Here is a 23,544-nt window from a genome sequence, read left to right on the forward strand (position 1 = left end):
CCCGCTTCCCCGCGCGGCCCGCCCGCTAACCCGCCGGGTCGACCGCCCGGGTGGCGGCGCGGGACCGACGGCGGGGTGACCGGCCGGGTGGGGGCGCGGGGACCGATGGCCGACCCGCGGGCCGGGCCGGCTGGGTACGGTGGGCGGGTGCCGGAGTTGCCCGAGGTCGAGGCCCTGGCCGCCTTCCTGCGCGAGCGGGCGGTGGGCCTGGAGGTCCGGCGCGTCGACGTGGCGGCGATCAGCGCGCTGAAGACGTACAACCCGCCGGTGACGGCGCTCGTGGGCCGCCGGGTCACCGGCGCGGGCCGGCACGGCAAGTTCCTGGATTTGGGCCTGGACGGCGACCTGCACCTGGTGGTCCACCTGGCCCGCGCGGGCTGGCTGCACTACCGCGACGCCGTCGGGTCGGCCCCGCTGAAGCCGGGCAAGGGGCCGATCGCGCTGCGGGTGGTGTGCGACGACGGGTCGGGCTTCGACCTGACGGAGGCCGGCACGAAGAAGGGCCTGGCCGCGTACGTGGTGCCGGCGCCGGCCCAGGTGCCGGGGGTGGCGGCGCTGGGGCCGGACGCGCTGGCGGTGGACCCGGCGACGTTCGCCGACCGGCTGCGCGGCCGCCGGGGGCAGGTCAAGAGCGCGCTGACCGCGCAGTCGGTCGTCGCCGGGATCGGCAACGCGTACTCCGACGAGATCCTGCACGCCGCCCGGCTCTCGCCGTTCGCGCTCACCCACAAGCTGACCGACGCGCAGTACGCCGACCTGCACGCGGCGATGCGGGCGACGCTCACCGACGCGGTGGCGCGGTCGGTCGGGCAGCGGGCGGCGACGCTGAAGGCGGAGAAGCGCTCGGGGCTGCGGGTGCACGCGCGGGCGGGGCTGCCGTGCCCGGTGTGCGGCGCCACGGTCCGGGAGGTGTCGTTCGCGGACTCCAGCCTCCAGTACTGTCCCGGCTGTCAGACGCAGGGCCGGCCGCTGGCCGACCGGCGTACGTCGAGGTTCGTGCGGTGACGCGCCGGTAACGGTCGCATATCCATTTCAGTTACCCCACATTATGGTGACTATCGCCGACCCTGACAGGAAACGGGCGTCGGTATAGTTGCTCCGGCCTCGGTGTCGCGGTACGCGCGTCCCGCCGGGCGTACCGCCGTCGCCGGCCGGCGGGGGCGCAGTGGACTGACGCGAGGGCGGTTCTCCCGGGAGGACACGGGTGTGACAGCGAGCCTCGAACGCCCGGCCTCGCCCGATCGGAGCGAGCCCGTGCGGCACAGCGAGCCACCGGACGAGCCCACCACCAGCGGGGTGGTGCGCACGGCGTGGTCGCGCGCCCGCCGGGCGGCCCGCTGGCACCGGCCGTACACCGGCGCCCTGATCCTGCTCGACCTGGCGGCCACCATCGAGGCCAGCGCCATCGCGCACGCCACCCTCGACCAGGTGTCCTCCGGCCTGGCCAGCGGCGAGAACGAGCTGTGGTTCTACACGGTGGCCTACGTCCTGCTGCCCGTCGGCTGGCTGGTCATGCTCTGGGCCAACGGCGCCTACGACCGTCGGCACCTCGGGCTGGGCACCGAGGAGTTCAAGCGGGTCATCCGGGCGTCGGTGGGCGTCGCGGCGTCGGTGTCGTTCCTGGCGTTCTCCACCAAGACGCAGCTGTCCCGGCTGTCGGTGGCGGTGGTCCTGGTGGCGTCGCTGGTGGCGATCCTGATCCTGCGCCGGTGCGCCCGGGAGGTGCTGCACTGGCTGCGCCGCCGCAGCGGGGCCGCCACCCACCAGATGATCCTGCTCGGCACGCTGCCGGAGGCGCTGGAGGTGCACGCCGCGGTCACCCGCAACCCCGACGCCGGGCTGGTGCCCGTGGCGATCAGCGTGACCGAGGGCTTCGCGGCGACCCGGGGGATGCAGACCCCGGTGCCGGTGTACGACGCCCGCGACGTCCCCGGCCTGGTGCACCGGCTCGGCGCCGACACGATCGCCGTCTGCGGCGCGGCCAGCACCGAGCCGGGCGAGCTGCGCCGGCTGGCGTGGCAGTTGGAGGGCACCGGGGTCGACCTGATCGTCGCGCCGCAGCTCACCGACATCGCCGGCCCGCGGGTGCACATCCGGCCCATCGAGGGCCTGCCGCTGCTGCACGTCGAGGAGCCGACGCTGTCGGGCCTGTCCTGGCTGGCGAAGAACCTGCTGGACCGGGTGGCCGCGGCGGCCGGGCTGATCCTGCTCTCGCCGCTGCTGCTGGCCGTCGCGCTGAGCATCAAGATCTCCGATCCGGGGCCCGTGTTCTTCCGGCAGCCCCGGGTGGGCGTGGAGGGCCGCACGTTCCGGGTCTGGAAGTTCCGCACCATGTACACCGACGCGGAGGAGCGGCTCGCCTCGCTGCAGAACTACAACGAGAGCGACGGCATGTTCTTCAAGATGCGCGAGGACCCGCGCGTCTTCCGCGCCGGCCGGCTGCTGCGGGCCACCTCGGTCGACGAGCTGCCCCAGTTGATCAACGTACTGTTCGGCGAGATGTCGCTGGTGGGGCCGCGGCCGCTGCCGGCGGACAACGGCGACTTCCTGGGCGACGTCCGGCGCCGGCTGCTGGTGCGGCCGGGGATCACCGGGCTGTGGCAGGTGTCGGGGCGCTCGGACCTGAGCTGGGAGGAGGCCGTGCGGCTGGACCTGTACTACGTGGACAACTGGTCGCTGACCTACGACCTGGCGATCCTGTGGCGCACGGTCGGCGTGGTGCTGGCCCGCAAGGGCGCCTACTGACCGCCCGCCGCGGCCGGCCGGGCGGCCGCCAGGACGTGGCCCGGGTTCCGGGACGGGCAGTGTGCGGGCGGGCCGGGCCGCGCTCGGGCAGGATGGGGGCATGGTGAGCGAGGAGCCGGGCGGCTGGATCCATCGGGGTGACCCGTTTGCCACACCGGAGGCGGACCGCTCGCCGGTGCGGCGGCTGCGCGGGCGCCTGGCGGCGGGCATCACGGTCTGGACGGCGTACGGCCCCCGCGGGCCGGTCGGCCTGACCGTCTCCTCGACGGTGGTGGCCGACGGCGAGCCGGCCCGGCTGCTCGGGCTCGTGGACGACGAGTCGGCGCTCTGGGACGGCCTGACCGCGGGCCGGTTCGCCGTGGCGGTACTGGCCGCGGCCGACCGCCAGGTCGCCGACCGGTTCGCCGGGCTGATGCCGGCGCCCGGCGGGCCGTTCCGCGAGGGGGACTGGGTGGAGACCGGGTACGGGCCGGTGCCGGTGGGGGCGACGTGGGCCGGCTGCCGGGTCGACGGGACGCGGCCGTACGGCTGGGCGCTGCTGGTCGAGGCGACCGTGGAGGTGGCCGAGCTGGGGGCGTCGTTGCCGCCGCTCGTGCACTACCGCGGCCGGTACCGGACGCTCTCTGACTGAAAAATCCTATTTGTGCCTATTTGGGGCTACGCCGGGCGGCGCGTGGATCCCGTCTGGACGTTCCCGGCCGTTCGTCGTCCGGGCCGACCTGGCGCACGCACGGCGTTGAATGCCCCTGATCTTGTCCGCGGTACGTAATCTGGACCCATGTCTTCGCCGCGCCGCCCCGGCAGTAACGCCGGCAACCCCACCGGCCACACCGCCGCCGGTGGTGCCGCGCGCCCCGCCGGCCGGGCCAGCGTCGGCGTCCGCGACGGCGGCCCGCCGGCCGACCGCGCCGGCCGGGCGACCCGGCCGCCCGCCGCCAGCCGCGTCTACGGCGGCCCGCCGCCGCGCCGCCCGGTCCGCAGGGGCAAGCCGCGCTGGGGCCGGATCGCCCTGGTCGTGGTCGCCGCGGCGGTCGTGCTCGGCCTGCTGTTCGTGGGCGGCCTGTCGCTGTACGGCAACACCCTGAACAAGAACCTCACGCGGACCGACCCGTTCTCGGCGCTGACCGGGGGACGCCCGACCAAGACGGTCAACGGCGCGGTCAACATGCTCCTGGTCGGCTCCGACTCCCGCGACCCGGACGCGACGCTGGACAAGGCCAGCGAGTGGCGCGCCGACACCATGATGATCATGCATATCCCGGCCGACCACCAGAACGCGTACCTCGTCTCGCTCCCGCGCGACCTGTACGTCCCGGTCGTCGAGGCCGGCAGCAACGGCTGCCGGGGCGAGCGCGCCAAGATCAATGCGGCGTTCGCGTTCGGCGGGCTGCCGCAGCTCGTCCGCACTGTCGAGTGCTTCAGCGACGTGCGGATGGACCACGTGGTCGCCATCGACTTCGCCGGCTTCAAGGACGTCACCAACGCCCTCGGCGGCGTCGACATGACCGTCGACCAGACGATCACCTCGATCCACAAGCCGTTCCGCACGTACAAGAAGGGCAAGCGGCACTTCACCGGGTTCGAGGCGCTGGACTACGTCCGGCAGCGCAAGCAGTACGCCGACGGCGACTTCACCCGGGTGAAGCACCAGCAGATGTTCCTGCGGGCGCTGATGGACAAGGCCGCCAGTTCGGGGACCATCACGAACCCCGCCAAGCTCAACGCCTTCCTCAAGGCCGCCACCCGGTCGCTGACCGCCGACAAGGACTTCTCGCTGGTCGACATGGCGCTCCAGTTCCGCGGCCTGCGCAGCCAGAACCTCACGTTCATGACCAGCCCGCACCTGGGCAGCCAGGACATCAACGGCGAGTCGGTGGTGGTCAGCGACCGGGAGAAGGCGCTGGGGCTGTACCAGGCCATCGCCCGCGACCGGCTGGCCGACTGGGTGAAGGCCAACCCGAAGTGACCCCGCGACACGCCGGGCCGCGGCCGGCCCGCGCGGTCGCCCCTCCCCCGCCCGGGTGACCACCGGACGGGGCCTCCCCGTCCCCCCGCCCGGCGTGCGCCCGCGCGGGCGCGGCGCGCCGGTGTCCCCCGGTCGGGTTGTCGGCCGGTCGTCGGCACGCGCGGCGCGGACGGCCGGTCCGCCCTGCCGGTTCGGGTAGCCTGCTGCGACCACCCCGCCCGAGCTGCGGCGGAGCCGTACCGCGCCGCCCGTGGTGACTTCCCGTAGTCAGGCAGGGTCATTACAGTGGTGCTCCGCGACGCCGCCCACCTGGAGAGGAGTGCGACCACGATGGGTGTCCAGACCCCGCTCGGCGAGCCGCACGCCGACGCTCCCGGACCGCGACCGGCGGGCACGACGTACACCACCGGAGCGGTCCCGCGGCCCGCCGGCACCCCGCCCGCCGCCGCCCACCCCGCTCCCGTAGCCGCGGCTGTCCCCGCGCCCGCCGCCAATGCCAATGCCACCGCCACCGTCCTGGCCGGTGCCCACGTCCCGGCTGACGCCACCGCCACCGCCAACGGCACCGCCCCGGTGACGGCCGCTGCCGCGACCACCGCCCCGGCCGCGGTGCCCGCCCCCGCGCCCCCGGCGGACCGGGCGCCCGCCGGCTTCCCCGCTCCGCCCGCGGCGGACCCGGCCTCCACCGGCGACGCCCCGCCCGCGGCGCCGGGTGCCGGCACCCGGCGCCGCGCCCCGCTCTGGGCGCGGCTGTGCGCCGGGTTCGGGGCGACGCTGATGATCGTCAGCGGCGGCGCGCTGGCGGCCAGCGCGTTCCTGGAGCGGCGGTACACCGGCGCCGTCAACCAGGCCAACCTGCTCTCCGGGGGCGCCACGGCCGCGGCCGGCACCGACCTGGCGGGCCCGGTCAACATGCTGCTGCTGGGCGTCGACGAGCGCTCGGACAACAAGGGCGACATGCGCTCGGACTCGATCATCATCCTGCACATCCCGGCGAGCCACGACCAGGCGTACCTGGTCTCGGTGCCGCGTGACTCCTACGTGCCCATCCCCGCCTCCCGGCGCAGCGGCTTCGGCGGCGGGATGGACAAGATCACCGAGGCGTTCTACTTCGGGTCCCGCAACGGGGCCGGGCGCGAGGGCGGCGCGCAGCTCGTCGGCGAGACCCTGCACCAGCTCACCGGCATCACCTTCAACGGCGCGGCGATCATCGACTTCGGCGGCTTCAAGCGGGTCATCGACGCGCTCGGCGGGGTCACCATGTGCGTGGACCACGCCGTCTCCTCGATCCACATGAAGTACGTCGACGGGCAGCCCCGGTGGAACAGCGAGCCAGGCGAGGGCCCGCCGGTCCGGCACCGCCGGGGCTGCAAGAAGATGGCCGGGTGGGAGGCGCTGGACTTCTCCCGGCAGCGGTACGGCCTGCCCAACGGCGACTACGACCGGCAGCGGCACCAGCAGCAGCTCGTCAAGGGCATCGCCAGGGAGGCGATGGCCACCGGCGCCGGCCGCGACCTGCGCCGGCTCGACGGGCTGGTCCGGGCCGCCGGGAGGGCGCTGACCGTGGACACCGGCGCGGTACCGGTGGCCGACTTCGCCTTCACCCTGCGCGGCATCGCCGCCCGGGACCTGGTGATGGTCAGGACCAACGCCGGCACGTTCAACTCCGACCAGGTCGGCGAGACCTCCGTCGAGAAGCTCAGCGACGAGAGCCTGGGCATGATGCACGCCATCCGCGACGGCGACCTGGCCGGCTGGCTGGTCGGACACCCGCACTTCATCTCCACCGCCCGCTGACCCGCCCCGCGCGCCGCCGGGGGAATAAGGTGGTGGGCGTGAGTCGGGACATGGAGCAGGTGGCGCCGGCAGCGGTGGACGACGGTGTCGTCGTGCTGGATGTGCGCGAGTCGGACGAGTGGCAGGCCGGGCACGCCGAGGGCGCCGTGCACCTGCCGATGATGGAGGTACCCGCGCGGATCGGCGAGATCCCCCGCGACCGGCCCGTGGTCGTGGCCTGCCGGTCGGGCAAGCGGTCCGCGCAGGTCATCGCGTACCTCCAGGGCCACGGGTACGACAACCTGCGCAACCTGGACGGCGGTATGCAGGCCTGGGCGGGCGCCGCCCGGCCGATGGTCAGCGACGACGGCCAGCCCGCGCGGGTCATCTGACGGCGGTGGCCGCCCCGCTGGTCTTCGCCCACCGCGGCGCCTCGGCCGCCCAGCCGGAGAACACCCTGGCCGCGTACGAGCGGGCGTTCGCCGACGGCGCGGACGGCGTGGAGTGCGACGTCCGGCTGACCCGCGACGGGCACCTGGTCTGCGTCCACGACCGCCGCGTCGACCGGACCAGCGACGGCCGCGGCCGGGTCTCCCAGCTCACGCTGGCGGAGCTGCGCGCGCTGGACTTCGGCTCGTGGCACGGCGCCGGCCGGCCGGCGACGGTCGTGGTGCTCGACGAGCTGATCGACGTCGCCGCCGCGGCGGGCCGCCCGGTCGAGCTGCTGGTGGAGACCAAGCACCCGAGCCGGTACGGCGCCGCGGTGGAGCGCGCCCTGCACGCCACGCTGCGCCGGCACGGCCTGGACCGGCCGGGCGGGCGGCCGGTGGGGGTCACCGCGATGTCGTTCGCGCCGAGCGCGGTCCGGCGGGTCCGGCAGCTCCTGCCGGGCGTACCCACGGTGCAGTTGCTCGACCTGCTGCCGCCGGGGCTGCGGACCGGCCGGGTCCCGTTCGGCGCGCCGATCGCCGGGCCGAGCGTCGCCCTGCTGCGCTCGCGCCCCGGCCTGGCCGCCGCGCTGCGCGCCGCCGGCAAGCGGCTGTACCTCTGGACGGTCAACACCGACGCCGAGGTCGACCTCGCCCTCCGGCACGGCGTGGACGGCATCATCACCGACCGGCCGGACGCGGTGCGGCATCGACTTCGGTAACTGCCGCGGCCGGGGCACACTTGGCGGATGGTCGAGCACCCCGACATCGTGGACGGTCCGCTGCCGCCGGGCCGGCGGCAGGTCTCGCGGCAGCGGCTCGACCGCGACCGGGACCTGTTCATCGCGGCGACCAGCCACGAGCTGCGCACGCCGGTGACGGTCATCAAGGGGTACGCGGACACCCTGGCCAACCACTGGGAGCACCTGCCCGAGGAGGACCGCCGGGAGGCGGCCCGGGTGATCAGCGAACGCGCCGGCGACCTGGCCCGGCTGGTGGACCGGCTGCTGTCCGCCGCCAGCGAGGCCGATCCGGCCAGCGGGGCCCCGCCGGTGCCGTTCGACCTGGTCGACGGGCTGCGGGCGGCCGTCGCCGCGCTCCCCGCGGACCTGGCCCGGCGGCTGGTCGTGCAACTGCCCGCCGGCCTGCCGGGGGCGCTGGGGGACCCGGCCAGCCTGCCGACGATCCTGACCGAGCTGACGACCAACGCCGACAAGTACTCGCCGGTGGGCTCGCCGATCTGGCTGACCGCCGGCACCGCGGCCGGCGCCGCGTACTTCCGGGTCAGCGACTCGGGCATCGGCGTGCGGCCGGAGTACGCCGAGCGGGTCTTCGACCGGTTCTGGCAGGGCGACCAGGTCGCCGTGCCAGCCCCGCGCGGCCCGCGGACCCTCGGCCGCACCGACGACGACGGCTACCGCAGGCGCCGCGGCGGCGCCGGTCTCGGCCTCTATCTGGTGCGCCGGATCGTTGAACGACAAAACGGATGGGTCTCCTTACGTCCCCGCGAGGGGGGAGGTACGGTCGCAGAGGTGCGCCTACCGCGCGCGAGGGCAGCCCCGTCCGGCGGCGCGGTGCCCGGCCCGGCCGGCGCGCAGGCGCCGCCGCCGGTGCGGTCGCAGGAGGCGGGAGAGTGACGATGGCCGTCGCGGAACGGGCCTGGTGCCTCGTGGTGCCGCACCACGCCCGCGGCGCCCGGGTGGCCCGGCACCGGCTCGCCGCCGAACTCTCCGGCGCGGTCACCGGCGCCCTCCTGCTCGACGTCGTCGCCGTCGTGGCCGAACTCGTCGGCAACGCCGTCCGGCACGCCGCGCCGCTGCCCGGCGGCGTGGTCCGGGTGGCCTGGCGGCTGGCCCCCGACGACGGGGACGTCGTGGTCGAGGTCCGGGTGACCGACGGCGGCTCCGAGGTGGCCCTGCCGCGGGCGCGCACCCCCGGCCCGGAGGCCACCGGCGGCCGCGGGCTGGGCATCGTGGAGGCGCTCGCCGACCGGTGGGGAGTGGACCGCGACGGCCTGGGCCAGAGCGTGTGGGCGCGGCTGTCCGCGCTGCGCGCCGCCAGTCGCGCCGCCTGCTGACCGCGGCGGGGTGCCGGCGACGGCTGCCGGGGCCCCGCCGCGTGCACTAGGGTGGTTGCCCGTGAGCAAGCGTCGGAAGAACAGCGGCCCCCGCACGAGCGGCCCCCGCACCAGCGCCCCGCGCCGCACCGGTACCCGCGGCGCCGCCCCGCGCGAGAAGGTCCGCGACGTCTTCGTCGTCCGCCCGTTCGAGGGGCTGGCCGACGAGGCGGAGTGGATCGCGCTGCGCGAACTCGTACCGGCGGCCACCGCGCCGCTGACCCTGGCCCCGGAGCTGGCGGCGGCCCACGGCGACCCGGACGTCCTGCTGGTCAGCGTGCTGCCCGGCGCCGCTCCGGTGATCGTCCGGCCCGACGGGCAGATCGTGCTGGCGCTCCAGCGGCAGCAGCAGTCCGGGGACGTCAACCGCGACCTGGCCTGCTCCCTGCTCGCCGCCCTGGAGACCGAGCCCGGCCGCCCGGTGGCGGTACCGCCGCTGCCCGGCGAGGGGCCGCGCCTGGCCGACGTGATCGTGGACGGCCCGCTGGACGTCACGGTGCACGACGGGTTCGCGTTCTGGGCCGGGCCGGAGGGCGCGGACTCCCCGCAGTGGGCCGCCGTCCTGGAGCAGGCGAACGCCGCCGCGTACCCGACCCGCAAGCTGGCGGCGGCCTCCGGCGCCTACTGGTGCCAGGCGGCGGCGCGCGCGCACGTGCGCTGGGTACTGGCCGACGACGAGGACGCGGCCCTGGCCGCCCTGGCGCGGCTCGCCGCGGCCGGCGAGCTGCTGCTCGGCGACGACACGAAGTTCGCGGGCATGTTCCGGGTGCACGGGCGGCTGGCGCCGGTGTGGGACCTGCCGCACGACGCGCCCGCGGAGAGCTGGGAGCCGGCGGTGGCGGCGCTGGCCGGGCGGTACGCCGCGGCGCTGGCCGACGACAGCCCGCTCACCGCCGAGCAGCGGCGGGCCCGGCAGGGCCTGCTGGGCCGGCAGCTCAGCCTGCGCTGACCGGCCGCCGCCTGGCCCGCGGTCGCGGCGGCTCAGGCCGGGACGGCCTCGCGCACGATCGGGCACGACATGCAGCGCGGTCCGCCCCGCCCGGAGCCCAGCTCCGAGCCGGCGATCCGGATGACCTCGATGCCCGCGTGCTCAAGCTGGGCGTTGGTCTCCACGTTGCGCTCGTACGCGACGCAGACCTTCGGGGCGATGGCCAGCGTGTTGTTGCCGTCGTCCCACTGCTCGCGCTCGGCGGTCACCGGGTCGAGGCCGGTGTCGATGATGCGCAGCCGGTCGATGCCCATGGCGGCCGCGGCCGCCACCAGGAACGGCTCCGGCTTGCCGACGACCGGCTCCCCGTCGCCGCCGCGGCGGACGGCGTACGCGACCAGGTCGTCGGCCAGGTTCGGGTACATGACCACCGCGTCGACGTCGACCATCGTGCAGACGGTGTCCAGGTGCATGGTCGCCCGCTGCTGGGCGATCGGGACCACGAGCACGGTGTGCGCCAGTTCCCGGAGGAACGCCCGGCGGGCCAGCCGCTCGGCGCCGGCCGGCGTGGTGCGCTCGCCGACGCCGACGGCGAGGACGCCCGGGGCGAGCAGGAGCACGTCACCGCCCTCGACCAGCTCCAGCCCCGGCTCGTAGAGCAGCGGCGTACCGACGAAGCGCGGGTGGTGCCGGTAGATCGCCCGGGTGATCGTGGTCTCCCGCCGCCGGGCCGGCATCGCCAGGCTGGTCACGGCGACGTGGCCGCGCACCCAGGTAGAGGAGTCGCGGGTGAACAGCAGGTTGGGCAGCGGGTCGACCACGAACGAGTGGGGGTCCATCAGGCTGTAGACCAGGCCCCGGCCGCCGCCGGCCGCGCGCAGCTCCTCCCAGGCGAGCCCCGCGGTGAGGACGCCGGCCAGCTCCGGCGCCGCGAGCTGCTCCAGGTGGTCGGCGACCTCGTCGCGCAGCGTGTCCCCCAGGCGCGGGTCGGCGAGCGCCCCGGCGATCAGCTCGGCGCGGGCGCGCGGGACGGCGAGGGTCTCGGTGAGGAGCTGTCCAAGGTAGAGGACCTCGATGTCGCGCCCGCGCAGCGCTTCGGCGAAGGCGTCGTGCTCCTCCTGGGCCCGGCCGACCCACGGGATCCCGTCGAACAGGAGCGAGTCGTTGTTGCGGGGCGTCAGCCTGGCCAGCTCGGCGCCGGGGCGGTGGAGCAGCACCGTGCGTAGCGGTCCGACCTCGCTGTCGACGTAGTGGGTCACAAGCCGCAGCGTAGAACACTTCCCGGCGCGCCGCGCAGAGACGTTTAGCCTAGGGCCGGCGCGACCTCGGGGGAACAGGCAAGATGTGAATCGGTCACATATTCATCTGTCCTATTCATCAATCGTTCGGTACCCGCACCTTGCCTGGTACGGGGGTTGGCGACTTACGGTGATGGGGCCACAACTGAATGCCTAACCGCTGAGACCTGCGCCACCCACCACGACCAACCGGCCCGCAGGACCGCCGGCCTACCCCCGGCGACCGCGACCATCCGCTGAGAAGGACCATGACCGCTCCGAACCACACCGACCGCCGCGGTACCACCGATCGCCACAGCCACGATCAGCGCCGGAGGTAAGCGATGACAGGGATCCCGAGCCAGCGCCGCGGAGCACACAGTGAACAGGGAGCACCGACGTTGCCGACCGTCCAGGACCGCCCCGCCACCCCGATCGACTGGTTCCGCCGCCACCGCGCCCGCCGCGACGTGCGCCGGACCGAGGCCGCCGGCAACCGCGCCGCCGACCGCCTCGACGAGCTGGGCCCCGGCTGGCACGTCGTCGACTGGCCGCGCACCGACGACGACCCCGCCGTCGGCGAGCAGGCCGGCTTCCTCGTCATCGGCCCCGGGGGCGTCTTCGCCGTCACCGTCGTCGACCACGGCCGCAGCACCGTCCTCATCGCCGGGGACGTGGTCCAGATCAACGGCCGGCGGCCCCCGCACATCACGCGGGCGCGCCGCGACGCCGGGGCGGCCGCCCGGGTGCTCTCCCGCGCGGTCGGCGTGGACGTGCCGGTCGTCGCCGTCCTGGCCTTTGTCGGCACCGGGCGGATCAGTATGCACGGCCTGCCCCGCGACTGCCTGCTGACCAGCTACCGCGAGCTGGACCGGCTCCTGCTGGCCGGCGGCGACCGGATCAGCCCGCGGACCGCCGAGAAGCTCGCGCACGTCGCGGGCGACCCGGCGACGTGGATCAACCGGCCGTACCGCTCCTCGGACGACGACCACCACCGGGACCGGCAGGACCGGGCGGCCACCTCGGCGCCGGAGCCCAGCCCGTACTGACCGGGCCGGGGAACTTCGGCCGCCCCGGCGCTCGCCGCGGGCCACGCGAACAGCTAGCGTGGCCCCTGACGCCGACGTACCCGTGCGAGGTACCCCGGTGCGGGAGGTGCGGTGGCACACGTCGAGCTGTCACTGTCCGAACCGGCCGGTCCGCCCCGGCACCGGGCCGACGGCGCCGGGCCCGACGGCGCCGCCCCGCACCCCGCGGGCAGCCTCGACCGGTGGAGCGCGGCCGTGGCGGCCGCCGACGAGCCGTGCCTCGTCCTCGACGTGGAGGGCGGCATCGTCGCGGCCTCCGTCGCCTGCCACACCCTGCTCGGCCTCGGCGCGCCCGGCGGGGTCGTCGGCCGCTACCTGCTGGACGGCGTGCTGCACCTGGTCGACTTCACCGCCGCCCGGCGGCTGCTGCCCGAGGCCGACATCGACGCCATCCCGCCCCTGCTGGCCCTCACCTCCGGCCGGCAGGCCCGCGGCCTGATGCGGGTCCACGACGGCGCGTACGACGTGACGGTCGACGGCATCGCGGTACCGCTGCGCGACGGCGACGCCGTGGTCGGGTCGCTGACCTTCTTCAGCGCGATCTGATCCCCGGCCCGCCCCCGCGCCCCAGTACGCTGGGCGCCATGCCTGGCGTGCCGCCCACCCGCTTCGTCTTCCTCGGACCCGAGGGCACCTTCGCCGAGCAGGCGCTGCGCGCCGTCCCCGCCGCCGCGCGCGGCACCCGCACCCCGGCCGCGAGCGTCCCGGACGCCCTCGACGCCGTCCGGGCGGGCGAGGCGGACGCGGCGCTGGTCCCGCTGGAGAACTCCGTCGGCGGCGCGGTCGGCGTCACGATGGACGAACTGGCCGCGGGCGACCCGCTGATGATCATCCGTGAGGTGGTCCTGCCCGTGAACTTCGTCCTCGCCACCCGCGCCGACGCCGACGCCCCCGCGGCGGCCGGCGCGCTGCGCACCGTCGCCGCGCACCCCCAGGCCGCCGCCCAGTGCCGCGGCTGGCTGCGCGCCCACGCCCCCGCCGCCACGGTCGTCGAGGCGCTGTCCAACGCGGCCGCCGCAGCGGCCGCCGCCAACCAGGAGGTGGACGCCGCGGTCTGCGCCCCGCTGGGGCTGCGCCGGTACCGGCTGCGGGCGCTCGCGGAGCAGATCGCGGACCGGGCCGACGCGCAGACCCGGTTCGTCCTGGTCGGCCGCCCGGCGCCGCCACCCCCGCCCTCGGGCGACGACGTCACCACCGTGGCGGTCCGCCTGGGGCGGGACCGCGTCGGCGGCCTGCTCGGCGTACTCACCGAGCTGGCCGTGCGCGGCATCAGCCTCACCCGGATCGAGTCCCGGCCCACCGGCGACGGCCTGGGCAGCTACGTGTTCCTCGTCGACTGCGCGGGGCACGTGGCGGAGCCGCCGCTGGGGGAGGCGCTGATGGGGCTGCGGCGGGTCTGCTTCGACGTCCGCTTCCTCGGCTCGTACCCCCGGCACCGGCTGGCCGCCCGCGCCGACCGGCCGCACACCCCGGCCGGGCTGGCGGAGGTCGACTTCGCCGACGCGGCGGCGTGGCTGGCCGCCCTCCGCGCCGGCCGCCCCGGCTGACGGACCGGTAGCGGTGCGCCCTCCGGCGGACGGCGCACCGTGGGGGCTCAGCCGCCGAGCAGGCCGCCCAGGCCGCCGCCGCCGGAGTTCTGCTGGCCGGCCAGGCCGGCCGGCGGCTCCTCCGAGGGCTGGACGACGACGAAGCCCTGGCCGGCGAAGCTCATGGTGAACGCCTCGCCGGTGGTCCGGCCGAGCAGCGTGCCGATGCCGAGCTGGTCCGCGCGGTGGTAGCCGGTCTGGAGGTTGGACGACCAGCAGATCGCCGCCTGCGGGTCGGCGTACGTGGGCTGGTCCACGTTCAGCACCACGGGCGTGCCCTTGGTGGTGATCGCGATCCGCCCGGCGCCGCTGAAGACGCAGTTGAACAGGCCGGCGGAGGACAGCATCCCCATCCCGGACACCATCTGGATGTCGTACTGCAGCGAGGTCTCGAACGCCAGGACGTTGGTCCCGTTGATCGACAGCGAGTCGCCCTGCTCCAGGTCGATCAGGTGGACGTCGGCCGCGGCGTCGGCGAGGAAGACGTCGCCGTTGCCGGAGACCTTCATCAGCGGCACGCCCTCGCCGGTGACCTTCTGCTTCAGCCACTTGCCGACGCCGCCGGAGCCCATCGCCTGGAACTGCACCTGGCCCTGGTAGGCCACCATCGAGCCGGTCCGCGCCATGCACTCGCCGCGGAGTTCGACCTTCAACATCTTGGAGTTCTGCAGCCGCAGGCCGGGCTGGTCCGACTCCTTCTCCAGGTTCTCGGCGGCGAAGATCGCGCTGCGCATTCTGTGATCCTCCTGAGGCGGTCGCGGGACGTGCCACGCGGGTTCGGGACGGCGGGCCGCCGTGGCCGCCACGGTACCCGCCGCGCGCCCGTGCGGGACGCGGCCGGCCGCGCGCGTCCGCGCGTCGCGCGGCTCCGGCCTCCTGCGGGGGACCCGGTCAGCCCCAGCCGAGGGCGTGCAGCCGGGCGTCGTCGATGCCGAAGTGGTGGGCGATCTCGTGGACGACCGTCACCGCCACCTCCTCGACGACGTCCTCCTCGGTGTCGCAGATCGCCAGCGTCGGACCGCGGTAGATGGTGATCCGGTCGGGCAGGACGCCCGCGTAGTCCCAGCCGCGCTCGGTGAGGGCATGGCCCTCGTACAGGCCCAGCAGCTCCTCCTCGCCGGGCGGCGGGTCGTCCTCGACCAGCACGACGACGTTGTCCATCAGCGCCATCAGCTCCGTCGGCACGTCGTCGAGCGCCTCCGCGACCAATTCCTCGAACCGGGACCTGCTCATGTCGACCGCCATGGCGTCCATTCTGCGCCGCCGGACGGCCGCGGGGGCTATGCGGCGCGTCCCCTCGCTGCATACGATCGATTCTCATCGATCTCCGACGGCCCGACGCCCGGCGCCGCGGACACCGTTCCCCCATGTGAAGGACATTCCCGTGCTCGCTTCCGCACTCCGCCCGGCCCTCATCGTCGGCGTCAGCCTCGGCGCCGTCGCCCTCGTCGCCGGTGCCGCCACCGCCGCCGCGCCGAAGGTCTCCATCGACCCGGCCGCCGCCGTACCCGACGGCGCGACGGTGACCGTCTCCGTGACCGGCTACCCGCCCAACTCCCTGGTCGTCGGCGGGGTCTGCGCCGTCACCGGCGCCGCCGCCGTCTCGTGCGACACCACCTCGAAGGTGGAGATCACCACCGACCGCGCGGGCGCCGGCAGCGGCAAGCTCGTCGTGCACAAGGCGTACGACGGGGTGGGCCAGGACGGCAAGCCCGCCGGCAGGGTCGACTGCGGCACCCACCCCGGCGGCTGCCTGGTGGGCGTGGCCGAACCGAAGCAGAAGGTGACCGGCTCGACACCGATCACCTTCGCCTGAGCCGCCGGTCGGGGGCCACCGGCGCGGTGCCCCCGACCGCCCGGGTCACTGCGGCGCGAGCGTCGCGGTCAGGGTGATCTCGGTACCGGCGGCGAGCAGGTGCGAGATCGGGCAGTTCTGCTTGGCCTCCTCCGCCCACTTGGCGAAGTCGGCCGCGTCCATCCCCGGCACGTCGCCCCGGGTCTCCAGGCCGATCCGCGTCACCCGCGGCCCGGCGTCGGTGCTGTCGAGCTGGACCGACGCGGTCGTCTCGAGCTTCCGCGGCGCGCAGCCGGCGTCGGTCAGCAACTTGGCGAGGAACATCGAGTAGCAGCCGGCGTGCGCGGCGCCGACCAGCTCCTCGGGGTTGGTGCCCTCGCCCTCCTCGAACCGCGACCGGAACGAGTAGTTCCCGGTGATCCCGCCTTTCCCCGTGCGAACGGTCCCGACCCCCTCGCGCAGGGTCCCTTCCCAGTGAGCCTCAGCAGTACGAATCGACATGGGGACGAGGCTAGTCCCTCCCCGCGGATCCGGCGCCGCGCGCCGCCGCCGGGCGGGTCGCGCACCGGCGGCGGCGTCGGGGGTACGCATTGGACGGCGACGCGGACGGAGCGGGGCGAGTGCGGCCGTCCCGGGTCGCGCCCTCCGCGGCCGGTCCCGCGGCGCCCGCCGTGCCCGCCGCGCCCGGTGTGCCCGCCGTACCCGCCGGGGCCGGCCGCGGACGGCCGGAATTCGGCCGGAACCGGTGTGCCGGAACCGGCGAACAGGGAGAGTCGGGGGATGACCTATGACGTGATCGTCGTCGGCGGCGGGCACAACGGGCTCGTCGCCGCCGGGTACCTGGCGCGGGCCGGCTGGCGGGTCGTCGTCTGCGAGCGCCGCCCGGTGGTCGGGGGCGCGGCGGTCAGCGAGCGCCCGTTCGGGCCGGACTACACCGTGACGTCCCTGTCGTACGTCGTCTCGCTGCTGCCCCCCGACCTGGTCCGCGACCTGCGGCTGGCGCAGCACGGCTACCACGTGTACCCCCAGGGCCCGTACTTCGCGCCGCGGGCCGACGGCCGGGCCCTGCGGATGGCGACGGACCCGCGGCGGCGGCACGCCTTCCTCAGCGAGTTCGGCAGGGCCGACGCCGACGCCTACGAGGAGTGGGACGCGTGGCTGGGACGGCTCGGCGCGACGGTCGGCCCGCTGCTGCACCAGATCCCGCCGAAGCTCGGCAGCCACCGCCCGGCGGACCTGCTAGGCCAGGCCGGCCTGCTGCGGCACCTGCGCCGGGTCGACGTGCGCGCCGCCGTGGACCTGACGCGCCTGTTCACCGCGAGCATCGCCGACCTGGTGGAGCCGCGGTTCGCCTCGGACGCGGTGCGCGGCCTGCTCAGCGTCTCCGGGGTGATCGGTACGTGGGCGGGGCCGCGCAGCGCCGGCACCGGCTACGTGATGCTGCACCACCACGTCGGCGAGGTCGGCGGGCAGCAGGCCGCGTGGGGGTTCCCGCGCGGCGGCATGGGCGGGGTGAGCAACGCGCTCGCCGCGGCCGCCCGCGCGTTCGGGGCGGAGATCCGCTGCGCCGCCCCGGTCGACCGGATCCTCACCGCGGGCGGCGCGGTGCGCGGGGTGGCGCTGGCCGACGGCACCGAACTGCGCGCCCCGACGGTCGTCACGACCGCCCACCCGCAGGTGTCCTTCCTGCGGCTGCTGGACCCGGCCGACCTGCCGGCCGACTTCGTCGCCGACATCCGCGGCTGGCAGACCCGCTCGGGCACGGTCAAGGTCAATTTCGCGGTGGACCGGCTGCCGGTCCTCGCCGCGCACCCGGAGCCGGACCCGGAGGTGTACGGCGGCACGATCGTGCTCGCCGAGTCGCTGGACGAGCTGGAGAACGCCTACCAGGAGGCGGTCGCGGGCCGCCCGGCGACGGCGCCGTTCGCGGACATCTGCATCCCGTCGGTGGTGGACCCGACGCTGGCGCCCCAGGGGCGGCACGTGGTGAGCGCGTTCACCCAGTGGGTGCCGCACACGTACGCGGCGGCGCCGCACGAGGCGGAGCTGGCCGCGTACGCCGACCGGCTGACCGCGCGGGTCGAGGCGGTCGCGCCGGGCTTCACGGCCTCGGTACTGCACCGGCAGGTGATCGGGCCGCACGCGATGGAGACGGAGTACGGGCTGGTCGGCGGCAACATCTTCCACGGCGAGCTGACCCCGGGCCAGATGTTCCACGCGCGGCCGGCCGCCGGGTACGCGGACCTGCGCACCCCGGTCCGCGGTCTGTACCAGGCCGGCAGCGCCACCCACGGCGGCGGGGGCGTGACGGGCATCCCGGGCCGCAACGTCGTGCGCCAGATCCTCGCCGACCGCCGCCCCCACCGCCGCTGAGCGGCTGAAGGGGCCTCCGCACGGCAGACCCCCTCCGACGGTCGCCTTGCTGTCCCGGCGACGGGTGCTGTGGCCGGCGACTACCCCGCAAGGTTGCCGGGCGAGGCCCTGGCCGGGGCGGCGCCGGTGCGGTTACCGGTTCGCGGCGTCGGCGGCGAGGTCGGGGGAGTCGGCGGGCCGGGGTACACACAGCCAGAAGGCACGGGGCATCACCTCGACAACCAGTCGGTCGCCGGGATCGATGAGGTCACCGTCGAGTTGGCGCGGCTGGGGCCGGTCGCTGACGACTTCGACGCGCGCCCCGCGGAAGGTCTCCACCGACGGGATCCGCCTCCTGCGCCGTACGAGCCCCCACGCCAACGTCGCCCACTTACGCAACGTACCGGGCGTCAGGATCGCGATGTCCAGCACGCCGTCGTCAGGTCGCGCCTCGCTCAGCAGCGGTACCCCGCCCTGTAGGCGACCTACGTTGGCGACGAGCACCGAACGGGCGCGCCGCCGCATCGGGGCGCCGCCGTCGACGCGGACGGTGACCTGCATCGGGCGGTCCCGCAGATGCCTGACGGCGCCGAGGACATAGGCGGGCCAGCCGATGCGCGCCTTGGCGGTGTCGGACGTGGCATCGAGCATGTGTGCGTCGAAGCCCATTCCCGCCATCACCGCGAAGTGCCGGCCCTCGACCCGGCCGACGTCGAGGCGCCGTAGGCCGCCCTCCAGCGCGACGGCCAGGCCGGCGCCCAGGTCGGTCGACAGCCCCAGGTTCGCGGCGAGCAGGTTGCCGGTCCCGGCCGGCAGGATCGCCATGGACACCTCGGTCCCGACCAGCGCGGAGACCGCCGACATCACGGTCCCGTCACCGCCACACACGAAGACCACCTCGGCACCCGACTCGACGGCCGCGCGGGTCTGTCCGAGGCCGGGATCCTGTGCGCTCGTCTCGCGCCACCGCGGGGCCGGCCAGCCGGCCCGCGACAGCGCCTCGTTGACGGTGTGCCGCAGCTCGGCGAGGTTGCTCACCTTCGACGGGTTGACGACAACGGCCGACCTGGGTGCCGGGTTGGTGCGGCGGGTCCCCTCGGTAACGGTCATCGGGAACCGGTAACGGTCATCGCGACTCGCTCCCATCAGCAGATGTTCTCGCCACAGTTCGGACGGCGAAGCCGGCGATTGCGGCGCTGTACGCCGTCCGGGTGCGGAGTGCGGTCACCTGGCGCCGTCGGGGTGAGCGTAGCGGTGGCGGCGCGCACGACCGTTCGTGTGGGCCGAGACCGCCGACGAGATCCTCGAATCACCGGCCCGATTCCGTAGCCAGGGCACGCAGTGTGTCCAGCGCGGCGCCCGGGGCGACCCGGGCGGCCAGCGCGGGGTCGGCGCGGACCAGGCCGAGCAGCAGGTGTGTCGTGTCCAGCTCCCGCTGCCGGAGGGCGATCGCCTCGCGCAACGCCAGTTCGAGCACCTTGCGCGCGGCCGGGCCGAATGGCGCGTGCCGGCGGCGGAACCAGCCGCGCGGGGCGGCGGCCGGCCGGTCCAGCGCACCCGGCCCGAAGCTGGCCTCGACGCTGGCGCGGACCGCCGCGACGTCGATCCCCAGGTCGGCGAGCGCGTCGACCTCGACGTCGGTGATCGGGCCGTCGGCGGTGTCCCGCGCGGCGGCGGCGACCTCGGCCGCCCGGTCCAGGTCGACGCCGGCACCGGTCAGGACCGCGGGTCCGCGGCCGCCGCCGCCGAGCAGGGCGAGCCACAGGGCGGGCAGGTCGACGGTCGCGCCGTCGGACCGTTCGACCGCGGCGACGACCACCTCGCGGGCGGCCTCGGTGAACCTCTCGAACATCGGTCACTCCTCCCGGGACGGCGGCAGGGCGGACCGGCCGGCGTGCTTCTTGTGGACGGCCTGCTTGCTGACCTCCAGGACGGTGGCGATGTCCTGCCAGGACCAGCCGCGCCGGCGGGCGTTGTCGACCTGGAGGGACTCCAGGCGTTCGAGCAGCCGGCGCAGGGCGCGGACGGCCACGAGCCCCTGGCGGGGGTCGGTGCCGCCGGCCGCGCCGACGAGCGTCGCGGTGTCACTCATTCGTCAACCTTAGTTGACATGACCGCGATTCGTCAACCTTGGTTGACGGCCGTCGGCCATCCCACGAAGAGCCGGGAAACGCGGGTGCCTGCGGCGTCGTTCGGCCGCCCGGCGCACCCCGCGCGCGCCGGCCACCGAGTAGGCTCGTACCTCGTGATCGACCTTCGCCTGGTCCGGGAGGACCCCGACGCCGTCCGCGCCAGCCAGCGCCTGCGGGGCGAGCCGGAGTCCGCCGTGGACGACCTGCTCGCCGCCGACGAGCGGCGGCGGCTGGCGGTCCAGGCGTTCGAGGCGCTGCGGGCGGAGCAGAAGGTGCTCGGCCGGCAGGTGCCCGCGGCCGCGGGCGACGAGCGGGCCGCCCTGCTGGCCAAGACGAAGGACCTGGCCGCCGAGGTCAGGCGCACCGAGGGCGTCGTCGCCGCGCGGGACGCCGACCTGCGCGCGGCCCAGCTCGCGCTGCCCAACGTCGTCGCGGCGGGCGTACCGGCCGGCGGCGAGGACGACTACGTGGTGCTGCGCGAGGTCGGCACCCCGCCGGACATCGCCGACCCGCGCGACCACCTGGAGCTGGGCGAGCGGCTCGGCGCCATCGACATCGAGCGCGGCGCGAAGGTCTCCGGCTCCCGCTTCTACTTCCTGCGCGGCGTCGGCGCCCAGCTCCAGCTCGCGATGTTCCAGCTCGCGGTCGCGCAGGCCGTGGAGCGCGGGTTCGTGCCGATGATCACCCCGGCGCTGGTCAAGCCGGCCTCGATGGAGGGCACCGGCTTCCTCGGCGCCCACGCCGCCGAGGTGTACCGCCTGGAGGCCGACGACCTGTACCTGGTCGGGACCTCCGAGGTGCCGCTGGCGGCGTACCACGGCGACGAGATCCTCGACCTGTCCGCGCCGGTGCGGTACGCGGGCTGGTCGTCCTGCTTCCGCCGCGAGGCCGGCTCGTACGGCCGGGACACCCGCGGGATCATCCGCGTGCACCAGTTCGACAAGGTCGAGATGTTCTCCTACTGCCGCCCCGAGGACGCCGCGGCCGAGCACGCGGCGCTGCTGGCAATGGAGGAGGAGATGCTGGCCAAGGTGGAGCTGCCGTACCGCGTGATCGACGTGGCGGCCGGCGACCTGGGCTCCAGCGCCGCCCGCAAGTACGACTGCGAGGCGTGGGTGCCCAGCCAGGGCCGGTACCGCGAGGTCACGTCCACGTCGAACTGCACGACGTTCCAGGCCCGCCGGCTCGGCGTCCGGTACCGCGACGCCGAGGGCCGCACGCAGGTCGCCGCGACCCTCAACGGGACCCTGGCGACGACCCGCTGGCTGGTGGCGATTCTGGAGAACCACCAGCAGCCCGACGGCGCGGTCCGGGTCCCCGCGGCGCTGCGCCCGTACCTCGGCGGCCGCGAGCTGCTGGAGCCCGTCGCCGGCTGACCGTCCGCCCCGGCCGCGCGTCCGAGCCGCGCCGGGACGTCACGTCGAGTTCCGGCGCCGCTCGGACGATATTGGTGGCCCGGCTGGCGTGCCGGCGGTACGGTTGCTGCCCCGTCCGGCGCGGCGGAGGTGCTGTCGCGGCCGGCGGAGGGGTGAGGAGGCACCATGCCGCGGCCGGAACTGCCGAAGCTCGTCGCCACCGATCTGGACGGCACGCTCGTCCGCAGCGACGACACGGTGTCCGCCTACACCCACGCCGTCCTCGACCGCGTCCGCGCCGCCGGCATCCCCATCGTGGGCGCCACCGGCCGCGGCCCGCGGCTGACGGAGCTGACCCGCAACGACATCCGCGCGGCCGACTACCTCGTCCTCGCGGGCGGCGGCTGGGTGATCGACCAGCGCGACCCGCACGGCCCGGTCAACCTCTCCGAGCGCCGCATCCCGGGCCAGGTGCTCGGCCCGCTGATCGCGGACCTGGAGGCGGCGGTCGGCCCGCTGACGGTGATGGTCGAGGCGCTGGAGGACCCCGGCGCCTCGCTGTGGGGCGACTACGACCCGGCCTGGCGGTACCCCGAGCGGTTCGAGGCCCGGCCCCGGCACGAGTGCGTCGTCGGCGACGTGATCAAGGCATTCGCCCGGCACCCCGACCGGCACGTCGACGACCTGCTGGCGGTCGCCCAGCGGGTGGCGGGGGACCGGGCGACCGTGACCCAGGCGGGCCTCGGGTTCATCGAGATCCTGCCGCCGGGCGCCGACAAGGCCGCCGGCCTGAAGATCGTCACCGACGCGCTGGGCCTGGAACCGGCCGACGTCCTCGTCTTCGGCGACCAGCCGATCGACCTGGCGATGTTCGCGTGGGCCGGCTGGGGGCGGGTCGCGGTCGCCAACGCCCACCCCGCGGTCCGGGCGGCGGCGGACCACGTCGCCGCCAGCAACGACGCCGACGGCGTCGCCCGCTACCTGGACGCCCTGCTGGCCCGCCCGCAGGCGGCCCCGCAGCCGCGCGCCGCCTGACCCGCGGCGGCCGGCGCGCCCGGCCGCCGCGGACTGGTCAGAGGTACTGGCCCGTGCCCGAGTGGGGGGCGGGGCGGTCGCCGGCCACCGGCTCCGCCGGGACGGCGCCCGGCGGCAGCGCCGGCCGCCCGCGCATCTGCTCCAACTGCATCCGCGCCGCCATCTGCTGGGCGACGAGGGTGGCCTGGATGCCGTGGAACAGCCCCTCCAGCCAGCCGACGAGCTGCGCCTGGGCGATCCGCAGCTCCGGCTCGCTGGGCGTGCTGCCCTCCTCGAACGGCAGCGACAGCCGCTCCAGCTCGCTCTGGAGCTCCGGCGCCAGGCCATCCTCCAGTTCGGTGATCGAGCGGCGGTGGATGTCGGCGAGGCGCTGCCGGCCGGCCTCGTCCAGCGGCGCCGCCCGGACCTCCTCCAGAAGCTGTTTGATCATGCTGCCGACGCGCATCACCTTCGCCGGCTGTTCGATGAGGCGGGCGGGGTCGTCGCCGTCGGCGTCCCCGGCCCCCTCCGCCATCTTCACCGGGCTGCCGTCGGGGCCGACCACCACGACGGTCGGCTGCTGCGGCTGGTCGGGGGAGGCGGCGTTCTTGGCGGGGGTGGACTGCGGTGCGTCGTCGGTCATGGGGTCCATCTTGGCGCACGCTCGCGCGGCCTGCCACCGCGCCACCGGCGGCGGTACCCGTGGACGAATGTGCTCTTTACGGTCGCTCGGGGACGCGGGGCTCGCTTGTGGCACGACTGTTCGGCTAGCGTCCCCCGTAGTCGTCCGCCTCCGCGCCGCGCGGCCCTCACCGGCCGGCCCGGCAGCGGGGGGACCCGTCGGCCCGGCGCTTGGATCGTTCTTCCGGGCGCCGCGGTACGCGTCGGCCGTGTCCGCGGGGTACGTCCCGCGGAGACCGTTCTGTGGGGGAGCGGTGCGGCCGGGGCAGCGGCGGGGCTGGCACCCGCACCCGTCGCCGATGGCG

At 75.4% G+C, this 23,544-nt stretch carries 25 protein-coding genes; 17 read left to right on the top strand and 8 right to left on the bottom strand.

Annotation, left to right across the window (positions count from 1 at the left end):
• Positions 1–147: 147 nt before the first annotated feature.
• The 10 genes from IEY75_RS13390 (at position 148) to IEY75_RS13435 (ending at position 9,980) form a co-directional block, all read left to right on the top strand.
• On the top strand, positions 148–1,005 hold the full coding sequence (locus tag IEY75_RS13390) for an Fpg/Nei family DNA glycosylase (protein WP_189114645.1): 858 nt from the start codon (positions 148–150) through the stop codon (positions 1,003–1,005).
• A gap of 201 nt (positions 1,006–1,206) precedes the next feature.
• Positions 1,207–2,745: a sugar transferase gene (locus IEY75_RS13395; protein ID WP_189114646.1), complete on the top strand. Its 1,539-nt coding sequence runs from the start codon at positions 1,207–1,209 to the stop codon at positions 2,743–2,745.
• 61 nt (positions 2,746–2,806) lie between these two features.
• A complete protein-coding gene (locus IEY75_RS13400; RefSeq protein WP_229789650.1) occupies positions 2,807–3,376 on the top strand; it encodes a flavin reductase family protein in 570 nt (189 codons plus the stop codon).
• A gap of 147 nt (positions 3,377–3,523) precedes the next feature.
• A complete protein-coding gene (locus IEY75_RS13405) occupies positions 3,524–4,711 on the top strand; it encodes an LCP family protein (RefSeq protein WP_189114648.1) in 1,188 nt (395 codons plus the stop codon).
• Between the two features lie 330 nt (positions 4,712–5,041).
• Positions 5,042–6,508, top strand: coding sequence for an LCP family protein (locus IEY75_RS13410; RefSeq protein ID WP_229789652.1), 1,467 nt, complete (start codon positions 5,042–5,044; stop codon positions 6,506–6,508).
• 50 nt (positions 6,509–6,558) lie between these two features.
• Positions 6,559–6,879 (top strand): rhodanese-like domain-containing protein, encoded by a 321-nt coding sequence (locus IEY75_RS13415; RefSeq protein WP_189114710.1) that lies wholly within the window; start codon positions 6,559–6,561, stop codon positions 6,877–6,879.
• A gap of 5 nt (positions 6,880–6,884) precedes the next feature.
• Positions 6,885–7,637: a glycerophosphodiester phosphodiesterase gene (locus IEY75_RS13420; RefSeq protein ID WP_189114649.1), complete on the top strand. Its 753-nt coding sequence runs from the start codon at positions 6,885–6,887 to the stop codon at positions 7,635–7,637.
• A gap of 27 nt (positions 7,638–7,664) precedes the next feature.
• Positions 7,665–8,552, top strand: a complete 888-nt coding sequence (locus IEY75_RS13425) for a sensor histidine kinase (RefSeq protein WP_189114650.1) — start codon at positions 7,665–7,667, stop codon at positions 8,550–8,552.
• A gap of 2 nt (positions 8,553–8,554) precedes the next feature.
• A complete protein-coding gene (locus tag IEY75_RS13430; protein ID WP_189114651.1) occupies positions 8,555–8,992 on the top strand; it encodes an ATP-binding protein in 438 nt (145 codons plus the stop codon).
• 61 nt (positions 8,993–9,053) lie between these two features.
• Positions 9,054–9,980, top strand: a complete 927-nt coding sequence (locus IEY75_RS13435) for a DUF5926 family protein (protein WP_229789654.1) — start codon at positions 9,054–9,056, stop codon at positions 9,978–9,980.
• A 32-nt stretch (positions 9,981–10,012) separates the two neighbouring features.
• Here IEY75_RS13435 and IEY75_RS13440 read toward each other — a convergent pair whose 3' ends face one another.
• The gene (locus tag IEY75_RS13440; protein WP_189114652.1) at positions 10,013–11,218 is read right to left on the bottom strand and encodes an arginine deiminase; all 1,206 of its coding nucleotides are present in this window, start codon (positions 11,216–11,218) and stop codon (positions 10,013–10,015) included.
• A 362-nt stretch (positions 11,219–11,580) separates the two neighbouring features.
• Here IEY75_RS13440 and IEY75_RS13445 point away from each other — a divergent pair, with 362 nt between their 5' ends.
• The 3 genes from IEY75_RS13445 (at position 11,581) to pheA (ending at position 13,871) form a co-directional block, all read left to right on the top strand.
• A complete protein-coding gene (locus IEY75_RS13445) occupies positions 11,581–12,285 on the top strand; it encodes a hypothetical protein (protein ID WP_189114653.1) in 705 nt (234 codons plus the stop codon).
• Positions 12,286–12,396: 111 nt separating this feature from the next.
• Entirely contained in the window at positions 12,397–12,870 is a 474-nt protein-coding gene (locus IEY75_RS13450; protein ID WP_189114654.1) for a hypothetical protein, read from the top strand.
• 38 nt (positions 12,871–12,908) lie between these two features.
• A complete protein-coding gene (gene pheA, locus IEY75_RS13455) occupies positions 12,909–13,871 on the top strand; it encodes a prephenate dehydratase (RefSeq protein ID WP_189114655.1) in 963 nt (320 codons plus the stop codon).
• A gap of 47 nt (positions 13,872–13,918) precedes the next feature.
• On the opposite strand, the gene IEY75_RS13460 is transcribed toward pheA, so the two are convergent.
• Together IEY75_RS13460 and IEY75_RS13465 are read right to left on the bottom strand one after the other, a co-directional pair.
• On the bottom strand, positions 13,919–14,644 hold the full coding sequence (locus tag IEY75_RS13460; RefSeq protein WP_189114656.1) for an AIM24 family protein: 726 nt from the start codon (positions 14,642–14,644) through the stop codon (positions 13,919–13,921).
• 157 nt (positions 14,645–14,801) lie between these two features.
• Entirely contained in the window at positions 14,802–15,155 is a 354-nt protein-coding gene (locus IEY75_RS13465) for a metallopeptidase family protein (RefSeq protein ID WP_189114657.1), read from the bottom strand.
• 139 nt (positions 15,156–15,294) lie between these two features.
• Here IEY75_RS13465 and IEY75_RS13470 point away from each other — a divergent pair, with 139 nt between their 5' ends.
• The gene (locus tag IEY75_RS13470; protein WP_189114658.1) at positions 15,295–15,726 is read left to right on the top strand and encodes an enediyne antibiotic chromoprotein; all 432 of its coding nucleotides are present in this window, start codon (positions 15,295–15,297) and stop codon (positions 15,724–15,726) included.
• Between the two features lie 45 nt (positions 15,727–15,771).
• Here the strand turns inward: IEY75_RS13470 and IEY75_RS13475 are convergent, their stop codons facing one another.
• Positions 15,772–16,206, bottom strand: a complete 435-nt coding sequence (locus IEY75_RS13475; RefSeq protein WP_189114659.1) for an OsmC family peroxiredoxin — start codon at positions 16,204–16,206, stop codon at positions 15,772–15,774.
• Positions 16,207–16,485: 279 nt separating this feature from the next.
• Here IEY75_RS13475 and IEY75_RS13480 point away from each other — a divergent pair, with 279 nt between their 5' ends.
• Positions 16,486–18,078, top strand: coding sequence for a phytoene desaturase family protein (locus IEY75_RS13480; protein WP_189114660.1), 1,593 nt, complete (start codon positions 16,486–16,488; stop codon positions 18,076–18,078).
• Positions 18,079–18,210: 132 nt separating this feature from the next.
• Here the strand turns inward: IEY75_RS13480 and IEY75_RS13485 are convergent, their stop codons facing one another.
• The 3 genes from IEY75_RS13485 to IEY75_RS13495 all read right to left on the bottom strand — a co-directional run bounded on the left by IEY75_RS13485 (position 18,211) and on the right by IEY75_RS13495 (position 20,149).
• A complete protein-coding gene (locus IEY75_RS13485) occupies positions 18,211–19,167 on the bottom strand; it encodes a diacylglycerol/lipid kinase family protein (RefSeq protein ID WP_189114661.1) in 957 nt (318 codons plus the stop codon).
• A gap of 199 nt (positions 19,168–19,366) precedes the next feature.
• Positions 19,367–19,909, bottom strand: a complete 543-nt coding sequence (locus tag IEY75_RS13490; protein ID WP_189114662.1) for a Clp protease N-terminal domain-containing protein — start codon at positions 19,907–19,909, stop codon at positions 19,367–19,369.
• A gap of 3 nt (positions 19,910–19,912) precedes the next feature.
• Positions 19,913–20,149, bottom strand: a complete 237-nt coding sequence (locus IEY75_RS13495) for a helix-turn-helix domain-containing protein (protein WP_189114663.1) — start codon at positions 20,147–20,149, stop codon at positions 19,913–19,915.
• Between the two features lie 153 nt (positions 20,150–20,302).
• Here IEY75_RS13495 and serS point away from each other — a divergent pair, with 153 nt between their 5' ends.
• Both serS and IEY75_RS13505 read left to right on the top strand, forming a co-directional pair.
• The gene (gene serS / locus IEY75_RS13500; protein WP_189114664.1) at positions 20,303–21,565 is read left to right on the top strand and encodes a serine--tRNA ligase; all 1,263 of its coding nucleotides are present in this window, start codon (positions 20,303–20,305) and stop codon (positions 21,563–21,565) included.
• 165 nt (positions 21,566–21,730) lie between these two features.
• Positions 21,731–22,579 carry an HAD hydrolase family protein gene (locus tag IEY75_RS13505; RefSeq protein ID WP_189114665.1) on the top strand — a complete coding sequence of 283 codons (849 nt, stop codon included), beginning with the start codon at positions 21,731–21,733 and terminating at the stop codon, positions 22,577–22,579.
• Between the two features lie 37 nt (positions 22,580–22,616).
• Here the strand turns inward: IEY75_RS13505 and IEY75_RS13510 are convergent, their stop codons facing one another.
• Positions 22,617–23,210 carry a bacterial proteasome activator family protein gene (locus IEY75_RS13510; protein WP_373290271.1) on the bottom strand — a complete coding sequence of 198 codons (594 nt, stop codon included), beginning with the start codon at positions 23,208–23,210 and terminating at the stop codon, positions 22,617–22,619.
• Positions 23,211–23,544 lie beyond the last annotated feature (334 nt).

It is taken from the genome of Pilimelia terevasa, assembly GCF_014647915.1.
Classification (GTDB): domain Bacteria; phylum Actinomycetota; class Actinomycetes; order Mycobacteriales; family Micromonosporaceae; genus Pilimelia; species Pilimelia terevasa.